The organism is Pseudomonas sp. FBCC-B545 (genome assembly GCF_059134095.1).
This window is the reverse complement of the sequence record NZ_CP101441.1, coordinates 427,265-442,538: the sequence shown is the minus strand read 5'-3', so window position 1 is coordinate 442,538 and position 15,274 is coordinate 427,265. Positions and strand designations below refer to the sequence as shown.

Below are 15,274 nucleotides of genomic sequence, written 5' to 3'. Positions count from 1 at the left end.
CCCGGCCACCTGATTGCGACCTTGGAGCTTTATATGAAATTTCTCGCCCCCCTTGCCTTGCTGACCCTCGCAAGTTTCACAGCCACGCCACTACTGGCCGCCGAAGACGCGCAGCCGCTTACCGGCTGCGCCGCCAAGCGCCAGGCCATCAGCACCCAGATAGATCAGGCCAAGGCCCATGGCAACAGCGCCCAGCAAGCCGGCCTGGAAAAAGCCCTGGCCGAAGTCACCGCCCACTGCACTGATGCGTCCTTGCGTAAAGAGCGTGAAAACAAGGTGCTGGACGCCAAGCATGAAGTCAGCCGCCGTCAGGCCGACCTCGACAAGGCCATGAAAAAAGGCGATCCGGACAAGATCGACAAGCGTAAGGACAAGCTGGCCGAGTCGCGCAAAGAGTTGCAGGACGCGGTGGAAGAACTCGACCAATAAACCCGGTCAGTGGTCGCGGAACTGCTTATGACAGGCGCTGCAGGCATCTTCGACTTTCTGCACCGCAGGCTGGAGGTTGCTGGCCTTGTAGGGCTGCAATTGGCTGGCGATCACCAATTCACCGGTGGCCGCCTCAAGGTCGCGGGCCAATTGCTGAAATTGCGCCTGTTTTTGCCAGACATCGTCCTTGGCGCTGGTGTGGTCTTCTTCGCGCACACTCGGGAAATGCTTCCACGGTTCATGGGACAAGGCATCCAGCTTGACCGCTCCCTCGGCGAACCTGGCGCCGTCGAACGGGATACGTCCACGCAACATGCCGCCCAGGTCTTCGCCGGTCTTGAGCATCTGCTTGAAGATCGCCTTGCGCTGGCCCAGAGGGGAATTGGGGTCGACACCGCCACAGGCGGACAAGGCCAGGCAGGCCAGCAGTACAACGGTCAGTTTTTTTAACATCATGATGGCTTCAAGGTCACGGAAAACGGCGGCCAGTATCCTCGCACCGCCCACAAAGACCAATAGCCCTATTAATAATAAGGGTTGCCCGCCTGCAGCGACGCACGGGCAATCGTTTCAGGAATTGCCTAGATGAATGTCACCTTGAAACCCTGGAGCCGCCGCCTGGCGTGGGCTCTGCCGATGATCGCGCTGCTGGCCGGCTGCGATGCAGGTAAAGACACCGACAAAGAAGTCGCCAAAGAAGAAGCCAAGCCTCACGCCGTCGCCACCTATGTGAGTGCGCCTTGGGAAGCCTTGCCGGTTGTCGCCGACAGCGACTTGCTGGCCGGGTTTGAATCCTGGCGCAGTGCCTGCCAGCGCCTCAAGGCCGACCCGGTGTGGGGCACGACCTGCGCAGCCGCGACCAGCGTACCGGGCGATGCCGTGGCGGTCCGTGGCTTCCTCAAAGAGCACCTGGATGTATTCGGCCTGCGTTCGGCTGACAACACCCCACATGGCTTGATCACCGGCTATTACGAGCCGGTCTACCCTGGCAGCCTGACAAAAACCGCCAGCGCCCACGTGCCGGTATACGGTGTGCCGGATGACCTGATCATCGTCAACCTCGAAAGTATCTACCCTGAGCTCAAGGGCAAGCGTCTGCGCGGGCGCCTGGAAGGCCGCGTACTCAAGCCCTACGACGACGCCAGCACCCTCAACAGCCAAGGTTCGACCGCCAAGCCGATTGCCTGGCTGACTGACCCGATGGACCTGCAATTCCTGCAGATCCAGGGTTCGGGGCGTATTCAACTGGCGGGCGGGCGCCAACTGCGTGTCGGTTATGGCGACCAGAACGGCTACCCCTATCGCCCTATCGGCCGTTGGCTGGTAGAGCAAGGCGAGCTGAAAAAAGAAGAGGTGACCATGGGCGCCATCAGTGCCTGGGCCAAGGCACACCCGCAGCGTATTCCAGAGCTGCTGGCGAGCAACCCCAGCTACGTTTTCTTCAGCGCCCGCCCCGACAGCAACGAAGGCCCGCGCGGTTCGCTGAACGTGCCATTGACCGCCGGCTATAGCGTGGCGGTGGATCGCAAGGTGATCCCGCTGGGTAGCCTGCTGTGGCTGTCGACCACCAAACCCGACGGTTCACCGATCATCCGGCCCGTTGCAGCCCAAGACACCGGCGGCGCAATCACCGGCGAAGTGCGGGCAGACCTGTTCTGGGGCACGGGTGATGCGGCAGGCGAGCTGGCAGGGAATATGAAGCAACAGGGGCAGATCTGGATGTTGTGGCCAAAGGGTGCGCCATTGCCTCAGGTACCAGAGGCGCCAGCTGGTACCTGACAAACGCTGAAGATCAAATGTGGTGGGGGCTTGCCCCCTCCCACAAGGTTTCTGCATCAGGCTCTAGATCGAGACGAAGAAGAAACTCGCGATCAACGCCATCCCCACGAACCACACCAGCGATCGCAAAATGGCCCAATCCGCCAAGTAGCAGATGATGTACAACAGGCGACTGGTGATAAACAACACCGCCAGTACATTGATCGTCACCAGCTCTGCCGTGCCGGCCAGGTGCGCAATGATCACTGCTGCGGCAAACGCGGGGGTTACTTCAAAACTGTTGAGCTGGGCACTATGGGCGCGTTTGGCGAAGCCTTCGAGGGTATCGAGGAACGCACGCGGGTCGTGATTGTGCCGCAGCCCGAACTTGCCGCCACTGAACTTGGCCACGCCAATGCACAAGTAAGGCAGAAAAAATGCAATCAACACACACCAGAAAGCCACTGTCATCACTCATTCCTTTTTTGGATTTATCCGACGGTTAGAATTTCATCACGAACATGCCGATCAACACCAACCCACAGGCTATGAGCCGTGGCCGGCCGAAAGGTTCTTTCAAATAACGCATGCCGAACAGCACCACCAGAATCACGCTGACTTCCCGCAGCGCGGCGGCCTCGGCAATTGAGCCCAACTGCATGGCCCAAAGCACCAAAGCGTAGCTCAACAACACACATAACCCCACGCTCAGCCCCAACCGCCATTGGGTGCGCCAGAACAGGCCGAACGCTGCGCGTTTTCGCACCAATGCCAGCAACGGAAACGGCCAGGCGCTGAGCAGCGTCAGCCACACCAGGTAATCCAAGGGGTGCGCCCAGCGCCGCAGTGCCTGCCCATCCAGAAAGGTGTAACAGCCGATACACAGGCCGATCAGCAACACCACCGGCAGCATCGACCACGGCAACCGGTCGCCGCCCCCGCCCTGCCACAACAGGCACAACATGCCGAACGGGATCAGCAAAATGCCCAGGATCTGCTGGGTACTCAGCACCTCGCCGGCAAACACCAGGGTCAGCATCAGCACGACCAAAGGCGATAAGCCGCGCATCAGCGGATACACCAGGCCCAGGTCACCGACCCGATAGGCCTGGATCAACAAATAGCGGTAGAGCAATTCAAACAGTGCAGAGGCAATGATCCACGGCCAGATGCCCAGCGGCGGCAAGGACACAAACCCTACCGCGAACACCACGAACAGCAGCGCCACACTGTCCATGCAGGCGATGACCAACAAACGTTCGCCACTGAATTTGATCAAGGTGTTCCACGTCGCATGCAACAGCGCCGCTACCAGCACCAGAGCTGTCGCTACCACCAGGACCTCCGCAATTGATTCTTCATGTAACTGCACATGTTTATACTAAACCCTGCTTCGGCGCACCTCGTGTGCCTACACTTCCCGTTCCAAGGACCCCGGATGCTTGAACTTGTTGCCGCCTTCATTTGCCTTACCACCCTGCTCACCTATGTGAACTTCCGTTTCATCGGCCTGCCACCGACCATCGGCGTGATGGTCACCGCGCTGATCTTTTCGCTGATCCTGCAAGGCCTGAGCGTGCTCGGCTACCCGGGCCTGGAGGAACGCGTCCAGCAACTGATCGGCCAGATCGATTTCGGCGATCTGCTGATGAACTGGATGCTCTCGTTCCTGCTGTTCGCCGGCGCCTTGCACGTCAACTTGAACGACTTGCGCAGCTACCGCTGGCCCATCGGCTTGCTGGCAACCTTTGGCGTGCTGATCGCCACCGTCGTGATCGGCAGCCTGGCGTACTACATTTTCGCCCTGTTTGGCTGGCACGTTAGCTTCCTCTACTGCCTGCTGTTCGGCGCCTTGATTTCCCCCACCGACCCGATTGCGGTGCTTGGCGTACTGCGTACCGCCAAAGCATCGAAACCTTTGAAAACCACCATCGTCGGCGAGTCGCTGTTCAACGACGGCACCGCGGTAGTGGTGTTTACCGTGTTACTGGGCATCGCGCAGTTGGGCCAGACGCCCACCGTGAGCGCCACTGCGATGCTGTTTGCCCACGAGGCCATTGGCGGCGTGGCCTTTGGCGGGCTGATCGGCTACCTCGTGTACCTGATGATCAAGAGCATCGAACAGCATCAGATCGAAGTCATGCTGACCCTCGCCCTGGTGATCGGCGGCTCGGCCATGGCTTCGGAACTGCACGTCTCGGCGCCGATTGCGATGGTCGTCGCGGGACTGATCATCGGTAACCTGGGGCGCAAGCTGGCGATGAACGACATGACCCGTCGTTACCTGGATGGCTTCTGGGAACTGCTTGACGACATGCTCAACGCCCTGCTGTTTGCGCTGATCGGCATGGAGCTGCTGCTATTGCCGTTCAACTGGCTGCACGTGTTCGCGGCCAGTTTGCTGGCCGTGGCGATATTGCTCTCGCGCCTGTTGACGGTGGCCCCGGCAATCCTGCTCCTGCGGCGCTGGCGCACGGTGCCACGTGGCACTATCCGCATCCTGACCTGGGGTGGCTTGCGTGGTGGCGTCTCGGTCGCCCTGGCCCTGGCCCTGCCGCTCGGCCCGGAGCGTGACTTGCTGCTGAGCATCACCTACATCGTGGTGCTGTCATCAATCCTGTTGCAGGGCTTGAGCATCGGCAAGCTGGTCAAGCACGTGACCCAGGACGAGCCCCAGGTCACGCCTGAACCTCACTGATCCTTGTTGATCTGCTGCGGATGCCTTGGATCCGCAGCCGCTTTGCCCGGCAGGCTGCTTTCACTGCGGATCTGCGCGTGACTGATCAGTGCGAAGATGAAGCTGCCGCCGATGATATTGCCGGCCAGCGTCGGCCCGGCGAAAATCAGCCAGAAGTCCTTCCATGGCAACTCGCCGGCAAACACCAGATACGACACTTCCGCCGAGCCGACGACGATATGGGTGAAGTCCCCCAGCGCCATCAGGTAAGTGATCAGGATGATGATCCACATCTTCGCGCTTTCCATCGATGGGATCATCCAGACCATGGTGGCGATCATCCAGCCGGAGACAATGCCCTTGGCAAACATCTGACCGGGATCGTTTTCCATGATCTTGCGCCCGATGTCGAGGAAGGCCAGGTCGGTCTTGGTGTCAAAAATCGGCAAGTGCAGCATCACGTAAGCCACCAGCAAGGTGCCGCACAGGTTGCCCACCAGCACCACTGACCATAGCCGCAACAGACGACCGGCATTGCCCAGGGTAGGCTTGCTCATCACCGGCAGCACCGCAGTCAGGGTGTTTTCGGTAAACAGTTGCTGGCGTGCCAGGATCACTGCGAGAAACCCCGCGCAATAGCCGAAGCTGGCAATCACCTTGAAGCCTTCACCGTCCGGCAGGCGTGAATTGAGCAAACCCATGGCCATCAACGACAGCCCCATGGTGAGTCCCGCCGCCAGTGCCGACCACCACAAGGCGGCGACGCTGCGCTCCAGTTCCTGATCGCCCTGGGTGCGGATGATTTCGTGCAGAACCGCCGCGCGCGGCGGCTGGTTCTTGTCGACGTCCTGTTGCTCTTCCTGCGACAGGTTGGGGGTCTTGCCGTCTGCTTGAGTGGCCATGATGTACCAGAGTCCGAGAGGTGCTTGAAACTACGACCTGCCGCAACGATGGCTGTTCAATGGCTCGACAACTAAACGGGAATGCGCCAGGCCTTTGCCTGTTCTACGGTGGTAGAACTGAACGGGACGCTCCAGGGCTTATTACGCGCTTGATAGTACTTAATGATGCCGTTGAGCACATTGTTGAACTCTTGCGGTGTCGTCGCCTCCCCTAGGTCACGCGCCGCACGCTGTAACAGTTCAACGTTGGATGCCGGCTGGCCAGGACGGTATAGCGATGGGTAGATGACCTCCCGCGTAAAGTTCTCGGCCTTTACCCGCATATCCCGTCGTTTCATTTCACCGACAGCACTGTTCAACACTTTGGACATGTCTCGGGCGTTACCCGCTGCCAGCCTGGCACCCACCTGCAAAAGCTGCTGGAAATTACGATGGCCCGGTGCATTCAAGCGCTTGCCCAGCCACTCGATGTGCTCGGGCCTGCTGGCCAGAGCATCCAGGTTGCGTAGCGCCGAAGCCAGCTTCGGCGTAATCACCAGCGATGTGCTTGACTGATTGGCTTCGCTGATCGCAGCGTCCAACGCTTGCAACGCCTGTTGTGCCTCCTGGCGAAACCGCAGCGCATCTGCGCCGGCTGGATCCTTTTGCAGTTCATCCTGCACGCCGGCAAGCATTTGATCATCCATCGCCATCACAGCATCGTCCAAGGACGCGAACTCATGGCGCTCACGCACCAGTTCGCGCTTTTCCAGATGCCCCGACACCGCTTGGTGAGCCTTGGCTTGCAGATGCAGCTTCTGCTCAGGGGTCATGGTGAAGTTGACAGTGCCGTTGAGCAGGCCGCTGAAATCACCCTTTTCCGATTTCAGCGGCAAGGTTACCGTCTGCTCCGCAAACGCTTTGAGCCGTTCATCCTGGTAGGCCTCGGCGGCGGTGTGCGGGGTTGCCGTAAAGGTATCGCCCAGAAAGCTGAAAAAACCGCCACTTTTGGGCGGTTCGGAAGTCTTTTCAGACTCGAATTTTACGATCAGCGTTTCGTCCTTGCTCAGGGGACTTTCCGGGAAAGAACGTTCGATAACACCGGGAGCCGGCGTATTGAGCAACAGGCCGCCGTCCTGGAACGCCGTGACTTCTGCCTGCGCCTGGAACGCATGACCTTGTTCGGTTGGGCTCTTGAACAGGCCCGGCAGTGCACCCGAAATATGCGCAGCACGGGCGATATCCATATCCGGCGTCAAGCTGGCATTGAACACCACCAATTGCGGGCGGCCATCGAACATGCCCGTACCGGTGATGTTGAGCTGCTTGATTGCCGGGATATGGCGGCTCAACACCTCCAGGTCGCGAAAGGTGGGCCCTGCTCCCGCACTGAGCCGGTCGGCGATCTCCGTGACTTCGGTCGGTCGCTTGGCTGCGGGCACGTTCGCGATATGAGCAAGTGCCGATTGACGCGACTGGTCGCGGATCAATTCCTCCAGTGGCTGTGCCTCGGTTTGCAGGCGAGGCAACATGGTCAGCAACAGTTGAGAAATATTACCCGCCGGGCCAGGCAGCTTGCCGGCGAGCTTGCCAAGCTGGGAACTGACATTCTGCAACCAGGCCAGGACCGGGTCTTTGCTGTTGAGCAAGCTGGGCAGATCGAGGTTGTTCGACAACTCTGTGAAGGCCTTGGCGTCCATGCCGCTGGCGAGCAGCACTGCAGAGATCGCACCGGCAGATGAGCCGGAAACCACCTTGATGTCTTTCAGTTTGTCGGCCTCTTCAAGGGCCTGCACCATCCCCGCAAAAGCGATGCCCTTGGCGCCACCACCACTGAGCACCAAGTGAGCCGGGGGCGGCGGTGACAGCGCCACTTCCACACGCCCATCGCCGTGGCGAAAAACACTCACCTTGCTTTCGCCCACGCCTTTGACCAACGGCGTCCTCATCTCTTGATCGAGGTTTAGAGGTAATAGTGGCTGATTTTGTACGGCGGAATTGGAGACATTCATACACGAGGCTCTCTCTACAGGGTGTAGGCCTGAGTGATGAGAGAGCCTCGGAAAGATCCATGCGGTAGAATCTGGTAACGCAAATCATGCCGTGCAGTTGTTACTCAGAGAGACCGTCATCCTTGAACTGATCCTTCACGTACTTGATTTCGGTACGGCCGTGGGGTGCCGGCAAGCCGTCTTCGCCAAGGTTGACGAAGACCATTTTTTCCACGGTCAGGATGCTCTTGCGGGTGATTTTGTTGCGCACTTCGCAGGTCAGGGTGATCGAGGTGCGACCAAACTCGGTGGCGGTGATGCCCAGTTCGATGATGTCACCCTGGCGCGAGGCGCTGACAAAGTTGATTTCAGAGATGTACTTGGTCACCACGCGCTGGTTGCCGAGCTGGACAATCGCGTAGATGGCCGCTTCTTCGTCGATCCAGCGCAGCAGGCTGCCGCCGAACAGGGTGCCGTTGGGGTTGAGGTCTTCGGGTTTTACCCATTTGCGGGTGTGGAAGTTCATGGTCACTCCAAAGCGTCTTGCCGAATGATAGGCAACATCATGGCAGAGCCCGCGGCCAAGCTCTACGCGCCATTGCCTATCGAGCCCATGGGCGATGTGCATGCCGCCGACGGAAAGGCTTGGGAAGTGCCGCTTACGCGGCTATAATCGCCTCCGTTTCAAAACGGTCATCTTCAGTTGATACCGTTCTCCCGCCACCTGTCCGAGGGGCGCTGCAGCAGGTTCAACCTGTCAGGCTCGGATGGGGCGTTGTCCGGCCTGGTTGCCCTGGCCTGATACTAAACGCACAACGGCGCCCATTCGCACATTACGAATGGAGGCTCTTCATGAGCGCTGTCATCACGCCTGCAGATTTCACCGACTACAAAGTCGCCGATATGTCCCTCGCTGCCTGGGGCCGTCGCGAAACCTTTATCGCCGAATCCGAAATGCCTGCCCTGATGGGCCTGCGTCGCAAGTACGCCGCGGAGCAACCGCTCAAGGGCGCGAAGATCCTCGGCTGCATCCACATGACCATCCAGACCGCCGTACTGATCGAGACCCTGGTTGCCCTGGGTGCCGAAGTGCGTTGGTCGTCCTGCAACATCTTCTCGACTCAGGACCAGGCCGCTGCCGCTATCGCTGCCGCCGGTATCCCGGTATTTGCCTGGAAGGGCGAGACCGAAGAAGAGTACGAGTGGTGCCTGGAGCAAACCATCCTCAAGGATGGCGCGCCATGGGATGCCAACATGATCCTCGACGACGGCGGTGACTTGACCGAGCTGCTGCACAAGAAGTACCCGCAGATCCTCGACCGCGTCCACGGCGTGACCGAAGAAACCACCACAGGCGTACACCGTCTGCTGGACATGCTGGCCAAGGGCGAGCTGAAAATCCCGGCCATCAACGTCAACGACTCGGTAACCAAGAGCAAGAACGACAACAAGTATGGCTGCCGTCACAGCCTGAACGACGCGATCAAGCGCGGTACCGACCACCTGCTGTCGGGCAAGCAAGCCCTGGTGATCGGCTACGGTGACGTGGGCAAGGGTTCGTCCCAGTCCCTGCGCCAGGAAGGCATGATCGTCAAGGTTTCCGAAGTCGACCCGATCTGCGCCATGCAAGCCTGCATGGACGGTTTCGAAGTGGTTTCACCGTTCATCGACGGCATCAACGACGGCACCGAAGCAAGCATCGACAAAGCCCTGCTGGGCAAGATCGACCTGATCGTCACCACCACCGGTAACGTGAACGTGTGCGATGCGAACATGCTCAAGGCCCTGAAAAAGCGCGCCGTGGTGTGCAACATCGGCCACTTCGACAACGAGATCGATACCGCCTTCATGCGCAAGAACTGGGCATGGGAAGAAGTGAAGCCGCAGGTCCACAAGGTTCACCGTACCGGTGCCGGCCAGTTCGACCCGCAGAACGATGACTACCTGATCCTGCTGGCCGAAGGCCGCCTGGTTAACCTGGGCAACGCCACTGGCCACCCAAGCCGGATCATGGATGGCTCGTTCGCCAACCAGGTACTGGCGCAGATCTTCCTGTTCCAACAGAAGTACGCCGACCTGTCGCCAGCCCAGAAAGCCGAGCGCCTGACCGTGGAAGTACTGCCGAAGAAACTCGACGAAGAAGTGGCCCTGGAAATGGTCCGCGGCTTCGGCGGCGTGGTGACTCAATTGACCAAGACCCAGGCCGACTACATCGGCGTGACGGTTGAAGGTCCGTTCAAGCCGCACGCTTACCGCTACTGATACACCTGCTGCCCACTCTCCCTGTGGGGGAGTGGGCTTTAATGTGGGAGGGGGCTTGCTCCCGATGGCGGTGGGTCAGTCAATATATTTATTAACTGACACTCCGCCATCGGGAGCAAGCCCCCTCCCACATCGACGGTGTACACACTCCGCAATTCTGGGTTTCAAAGGGTATGACCATGTCCCAAGACCGTCGCTACAGCTTCGAGTTCTTCCCGACCAAGACCGATGCTGGGCATGAAAAACTGATGGCGACTGCCAAGCAGTTGGCCAGCTACCACCCTGACTTCTTCTCTTGCACCTACGGTGCCGGTGGTTCGACCCGCGACCGCACCATCAACACCGTGCTGCAGCTGGAAAGCCAAGTCAAAATTCCCGCCGCTCCGCACTTGTCGTGCGTGGGCGACAGCAAGGACGACCTGCGCGGCCTGCTGACCCATTACCAGCAAGCCGGCATCCAGCGTATCGTCGCCCTGCGTGGCGACCTACCCTCCGGCATGGGCATGGCCAGCGGCGAGCTGCGCTACGCCAACGAGCTGGTGAGCTTCATCCGCGAAGAAAGCGGCGATCACTTCCATATCGAAGTGGCCGCCTACCCGGAAATGCACCCCCAGGCGCGCAATTTCGAGGACGATTTGCAGAATTTCGTGCGCAAGGCCAATGCTGGCGCCAACAGTGCGATTACCCAGTACTTCTTCAACGCCGACAGCTACTTCTACTTCGTCGAGCGTGTACGGGCGATGGGTGTGAACATCCCGATCGTGCCGGGCATCATGCCAATCACCAATTACAGCAAGCTGGCGCGCTTTTCCGACGCCTGCGGCGCCGAGATCCCACGCTGGGTGCGCAAACAACTGGAAGCCTATGGCGACGATGTCAAAAGCATCCAGGCGTTCGGCGAGCAGGTCATTACCGAGATGTGTGAGCAATTGTTGCAAGGTGGCGCGCCAGGGTTGCATTTCTATACCCTGAACCAGGCTGAACCCAGCCTCGCCATTTGGAACAACCTCAAGCTGCCACGCTAAGGCTTGTCCGGTTGTGCCAAGGCCCTCGTCCAGACGAGGGCCTTTGTCGTTTTACGTTACCCACGGAACCCCGTAGTCCATGAATACAGTGTCCTCGCCTTCCCGCCCGCAGCTGGTCTACCTGGTCTTCGGTGCCGAGACCTACCACCAGGAGGCGGTATTCAGCATCGCCAGCGCACTTGCGTTCCTGCAGGAGACTGCGGACGCAAACGTAGACATTCAGGTATTCAGCGACAATCCCGAACCTTATCGCCTGCTGCCGGTGCGCGTGCGCCCTCTCGACGAGGCCACTCGCAAACGCTGGAGCGAGCCCCACGGCTATCACTTCCGCACCAAACACGTGGTGCTGCGCCAGGTGTTGCAAGAGTCCCCGGTGGCGCTGCTGATCGACACCGACACCTTCTTCCACCATTCGCCCATGGCTCTGTTCGAACGCGTCCAGCCCGGCACCCTGCTGTGCAATGCCTTCTACACCAAGTACGGCGATAATCACGAAAGCGTCCTCTACACTGCTCTGCGCCAGCGCCTGCTGGATATGGGCGTGGCCGACGATGAAATGATGACCCTCAATTCCGGCGTCATGGGCCTGACCCAGCAGGATGCGCACATCCTCGATCGCTCCATCGAATTGATGGATGAGCTGTTCCCCCATGCCCAGGGCGCGTACACCCTGGAAGAGTTCTGCCTGTCCATCGCCGCCTATCGCACCGTCAACGTGCGCGAGTGCCCGGACCTGATCCATCATTACTGGAGCCGCAAGCAGTTGTTCCGGGCCAAGGTCAAGGCGTGGATCGCCAAGCACGCCAGCGCCCCTACCAGTGCCCAAGCCCTGGCCGACACGCGGCAGGTTTCCTCGCACCTGCCGCGCCCGCCACGCTTGCAGCGCTTGATGTACAAGCTCATTACCCTGCTGCTGCCCAAGCATCAGCAACAGTTTATTCGCGAAATTCTTTACGGCTGCTACGAACACGAAAACGAATTCGACCAGGCCTGCGGCCCGGTGTGGTGGGATAAGGCCCGACAAAACCAGGAGGAGCGCCAGAAGCGCCCGCTCGATGCCCACCAGTTGGAACACTGGTTCGCCAACCCCGTGGTGCGCCTGATTCTGGGTGAGCGCCGCGCCGCGATCCACGAACACCTGCTGGACGTTCCGGCGAAATAGGACCGTCCGCCAATGCGCATGCCAGAGCTTCTCTTTCGCCCATGAGCGTCGTAACCTGAGGGCATGCCCGTCATTTTCAAGCTGTTGATCGCTGCGCTTTTTGCTTGCCTGAGCCTGGCCGCTAATGGCGAGAAATTGCGCATTGTTACCGAGCCCTGGGCCCCCTACGTCTACGACGACCACGGCCGCATGGCTGGCCTGGACTATGAAACCACCGTGATCGTGTTCCAGCGCCTGGGCGTCGAGGTGCAATGGCAGTTCCTGCCCTGGAAGCGCTGCCTGGCGATGCTCGATCAGGGCCACGCCGACGGCGCGCTGGATATTTTCCACAGCCGCGACCGTGACGCCCTGCTGCTCTACCCCGGCGAGCCATTGTCGGACGTTGAATTCGTACTGTTCTACGCCAACGAACGCCCGCATCCCGCCGAAACCCTCGATGACCTGCGCGGCCTGACCGTCGGTGTTTCCCCCGGCTACCTCTATGGCGATGCATTCAGCGAGTCCAGCGCCTTTGAGCGTGAGCCCGCACCCAGCCATGAAGCCAATTTCGGCAAGCTCATGCTCGGGCGCATCGATATGGTGGTTACTGACCGACGGGTGGGACAACACGTGATCAAGGCGCTGGGCCTTGAGGGCAAGGTCAGCCAGGCGTCGGTGGTGGTCAGCCGCCAGCCGCAATTTCTCGCGGTGCGGCGCGGCGCGGGCATGGACCTGCTGGTACAACGCTTTGCCGCCGAGCTCAAGCGCTTCAAGCAAGAGCCGGCCTATGCCGCCTTGAGCGCCAAATATGGTGGAATGCACACACAAACGGCGCCTATATCAGCGTCAGGACGTGCCGTTGAGCAGCAGGAAAGCAGCGCGCAGTGATTGCTCTGTTATACTCCGGCCTTTCCGCCAGGCTTACGCCCGGCCGCTCGGGTCTTGAAAAAGGCACCCAACCCAGCTACTGCGCAGCTTTGCAGCCCGCGCGAGCCGGTGGCGTGCCCGCCAGACGCAGCAGGACCGGACGGGATTGCGCTCCCCTAAGCGCCATTCACGCCCGGCAAGATTATCCCTTTGGGCCAAGCCCTAACTAAAACAGGATTACTCATGTCCTTTGCTTCCCTCGGTCTCTCCGAGGCTTTAGTCCGCGCCATCGAGGCGGCGGGCTATACCGAGCCTACTCCGGTGCAACAGCGGGCCATTCCCGCCGTGTTGCAAGGTCGCGACCTGATGGTCGCGGCTCAGACAGGTACTGGTAAAACCGGCGGTTTCGCCCTCCCGATCCTGGAGCGGTTGTTTCCCAACGGTCACCCGGACAAATCCCAGCGTCATGGCCCGCGCCAACCGCGCGTACTGGTCCTGACCCCAACCCGCGAACTCGCAGCCCAGGTGCATGACAGCTTCAAGCTGTATGCCCGCGACTTGAAGTTCGTCAGCGCCTGCATCTTCGGCGGCGTCGGTATGAACCCACAGGTTCAGGCCATGTCCCGTGGCGTCGATGTGCTGGTGGCTTGCCCCGGCCGTTTGCTCGACCTGTGCGGCCAGGGCAGCGTCGATTTGTCCCACGTGGAAATCCTCGTGCTGGACGAAGCCGACCGCATGCTCGACATGGGCTTTGTCCATGACGTGAAGAAGGTCCTCGCCCGCCTGCCAGCCAAACGTCAAAACCTGCTGTTCTCGGCGACGTTCTCCCAGGACATCACCGCCCTGGCCGGCAAGCTGCTGCATAACCCGGAACGCATCGAGGTCACGCCGCCGAACACCACGGTCGAGCGTATCGAGCAACGCGTATTCCGCCTGGCCGCCAGCCACAAGCGCTCGCTGTTGGCACACCTGATCACCCACGGCGCTTGGGAACAGGTGCTGGTGTTCACCCGCACCAAGCACGGCGCCAACCGCCTGGCCGAGTACCTGGACAAACACGGGCTCACTGCCGTAGCCATCCACGGTAACAAGAGCCAGAACGCACGCACCAAGGCCCTGGCAGATTTCAAGGCCGGCTCAGTACGTATCCTGGTCGCCACCGATATCGCCGCCCGCGGCCTGGATATCGACCAGTTGCCACACGTGGTCAACTTCGAGTTGCCCAACGTCGATGAAGACTATGTGCACCGTATCGGCCGTACTGGCCGCGCCGGTCGTTCGGGCGAGGCCATTTCCCTGGTCGCGCCGGACGAAGAAAAACTGCTTAAAAGCATCGAGCGCATGACCAAGCAGAAGATCGCCGACGGCGACCTGATGGGCTTCGATGCCAGCGCCGTAGAGGCCGAGAAGCCTGAAGCGCGCGAGCGTCCGGACGTGCGCAACCCACGCAACCCACGCGGTCCGAAGGGCGATGGCCCGAACGGTGGCGGTGGTGGCGGTGGTCGTCGCGACAAGGGCAAGGACAAGGGCAAGGAAAAGTCCGCAAGCAGCAGCCGTGGCGAACGCCCGGCCCGCGAGCAGAAGCCACGTGAAGGCACCCCGGCCCGCGAACAGCGCCAGCCGAGCCAGCCGCCACGCGCCGCCGCTGACCGTGCCCCGGACGAGTTCCTCGACGACGATGTGGATAACTTTGGTAACCGCGTCGACTACGTGCCGCAGGCCAAGCCGGCCCAGGGCCGTGGCCGTCGTCCAGGTGCCCCGGCACAAGGCGCCGGTGCGGGTGCTCCCCGTGGCGGCCAGCCTCAGGGCGGTCGCCAGAACGGCCCGCGCAACAGCAGCGGCGGCAGCACCGGTACTCCGCCTGCCAAGCGCAGCGGCCCGCGTAATGGTGCACCGCGTGACGGCCAGGCGCGTCGCGAAGATTCGCGCAGCAACAACCGCCGCCCGGCCCGTGACGACCAGCCACGCCTGTCTGAGCCCGCGGTGCAAAACCCGCGTGGTGGCCCGGCGCCGAAGATCATCCATAAGGAGTCGAAAGCTGATCGCTTCCCGACACCCGAGCAGTTGGACCAACTGCCCGGCCGTCCTCGTGGTGAAAAACCGGCACTGCTGACTCGCAACCGCGAGGCATAAAAAAAACCCGTATCGCGAGATACGGGTTTTTTTTGCCTATAGGAACGTGCTTGCTCGCGAAGGTCGTCAACGATAAAGCTGGCAGCCTGAAAAAACGCGGTGTCTCTACG

14 protein-coding genes and 1 riboswitch are annotated in these 15,274 nt (G+C 60.6%); of the genes, 8 read left to right on the top strand and 6 right to left on the bottom strand.

The window, feature by feature from the left end:
* The first annotated feature begins 33 nt into the window (after positions 1-33).
* On the top strand, positions 34-429 hold the full coding sequence (locus tag NMB39_RS02060) for a DUF1090 domain-containing protein (protein WP_057022873.1): 396 nt from the start codon (positions 34-36) through the stop codon (positions 427-429).
* 6 nt (positions 430-435) lie between these two features.
* Here the strand turns inward: NMB39_RS02060 and NMB39_RS02055 are convergent, their stop codons facing one another.
* On the bottom strand, positions 436-885 hold the full coding sequence (locus tag NMB39_RS02055) for a c-type cytochrome (protein WP_046069891.1): 450 nt from the start codon (positions 883-885) through the stop codon (positions 436-438).
* 129 nt (positions 886-1,014) lie between these two features.
* Here NMB39_RS02055 and mltA point away from each other — a divergent pair, with 129 nt between their 5' ends.
* Entirely contained in the window at positions 1,015-2,208 is a 1,194-nt protein-coding gene (gene mltA / locus NMB39_RS02050) for a murein transglycosylase A (protein WP_198719214.1), read from the top strand.
* 63 nt (positions 2,209-2,271) lie between these two features.
* Here the strand turns inward: mltA and NMB39_RS02045 are convergent, their stop codons facing one another.
* The gene (locus NMB39_RS02045; RefSeq protein ID WP_057022871.1) at positions 2,272-2,658 is read right to left on the bottom strand and encodes an MAPEG family protein; all 387 of its coding nucleotides are present in this window, start codon (positions 2,656-2,658) and stop codon (positions 2,272-2,274) included.
* A 31-nt stretch (positions 2,659-2,689) separates the two neighbouring features.
* The gene (locus NMB39_RS02040; RefSeq protein ID WP_057022969.1) at positions 2,690-3,523 is read right to left on the bottom strand and encodes an EamA family transporter; all 834 of its coding nucleotides are present in this window, start codon (positions 3,521-3,523) and stop codon (positions 2,690-2,692) included.
* A 102-nt stretch (positions 3,524-3,625) separates the two neighbouring features.
* Between NMB39_RS02040 and NMB39_RS02035 the strand changes: the two genes are divergently transcribed.
* Positions 3,626-4,885 (top strand): cation:proton antiporter, encoded by a 1,260-nt coding sequence (locus NMB39_RS02035; RefSeq protein ID WP_367235688.1) that lies wholly within the window; start codon positions 3,626-3,628, stop codon positions 4,883-4,885.
* On the opposite strand, the gene NMB39_RS02030 is transcribed toward NMB39_RS02035, so the two are convergent.
* The 3 genes from NMB39_RS02030 to NMB39_RS02020 form a co-directional block, all read right to left on the bottom strand.
* Positions 4,879-5,766 (bottom strand): formate/nitrite transporter family protein, encoded by an 888-nt coding sequence (locus tag NMB39_RS02030; protein ID WP_043046222.1) that lies wholly within the window; start codon positions 5,764-5,766, stop codon positions 4,879-4,881. The two genes, NMB39_RS02035 and NMB39_RS02030, sit on opposite strands and share 7 nt — an antisense overlap.
* A gap of 71 nt (positions 5,767-5,837) precedes the next feature.
* Entirely contained in the window at positions 5,838-7,757 is a 1,920-nt protein-coding gene (locus NMB39_RS02025) for a patatin-like phospholipase family protein (RefSeq protein WP_494339656.1), read from the bottom strand.
* 100 nt (positions 7,758-7,857) lie between these two features.
* On the bottom strand, positions 7,858-8,262 hold the full coding sequence (locus NMB39_RS02020) for an acyl-CoA thioesterase (protein WP_043046224.1): 405 nt from the start codon (positions 8,260-8,262) through the stop codon (positions 7,858-7,860).
* A gap of 198 nt (positions 8,263-8,460) precedes the next feature.
* A riboswitch (S-adenosyl-L-homocysteine riboswitch) is annotated at positions 8,461-8,567 on the top strand.
* A gap of 21 nt (positions 8,568-8,588) precedes the next feature.
* Between NMB39_RS02020 and ahcY the strand changes: the two genes are divergently transcribed.
* From ahcY to rhlE2, 5 genes are all read left to right on the top strand, one after another.
* The gene (gene ahcY, locus NMB39_RS02015; protein ID WP_043046226.1) at positions 8,589-9,998 is read left to right on the top strand and encodes an adenosylhomocysteinase; all 1,410 of its coding nucleotides are present in this window, start codon (positions 8,589-8,591) and stop codon (positions 9,996-9,998) included.
* Positions 9,999-10,177: 179 nt separating this feature from the next.
* Positions 10,178-11,023: a methylenetetrahydrofolate reductase [NAD(P)H] gene (metF, locus tag NMB39_RS02010; protein ID WP_198720369.1), complete on the top strand. Its 846-nt coding sequence runs from the start codon at positions 10,178-10,180 to the stop codon at positions 11,021-11,023.
* A 79-nt stretch (positions 11,024-11,102) separates the two neighbouring features.
* Entirely contained in the window at positions 11,103-12,185 is a 1,083-nt protein-coding gene (locus NMB39_RS02005; RefSeq protein WP_057022867.1) for a hypothetical protein, read from the top strand.
* A gap of 63 nt (positions 12,186-12,248) precedes the next feature.
* Positions 12,249-13,052, top strand: a complete 804-nt coding sequence (locus tag NMB39_RS02000; protein WP_494339657.1) for a substrate-binding periplasmic protein — start codon at positions 12,249-12,251, stop codon at positions 13,050-13,052.
* Positions 13,053-13,274: 222 nt separating this feature from the next.
* Complete coding sequence (gene rhlE2, locus NMB39_RS01995; protein ID WP_494339658.1) at positions 13,275-15,164, top strand: RNA helicase RhlE2; 1,890 nt, start codon at positions 13,275-13,277, stop codon at positions 15,162-15,164.
* Positions 15,165-15,274 lie beyond the last annotated feature (110 nt).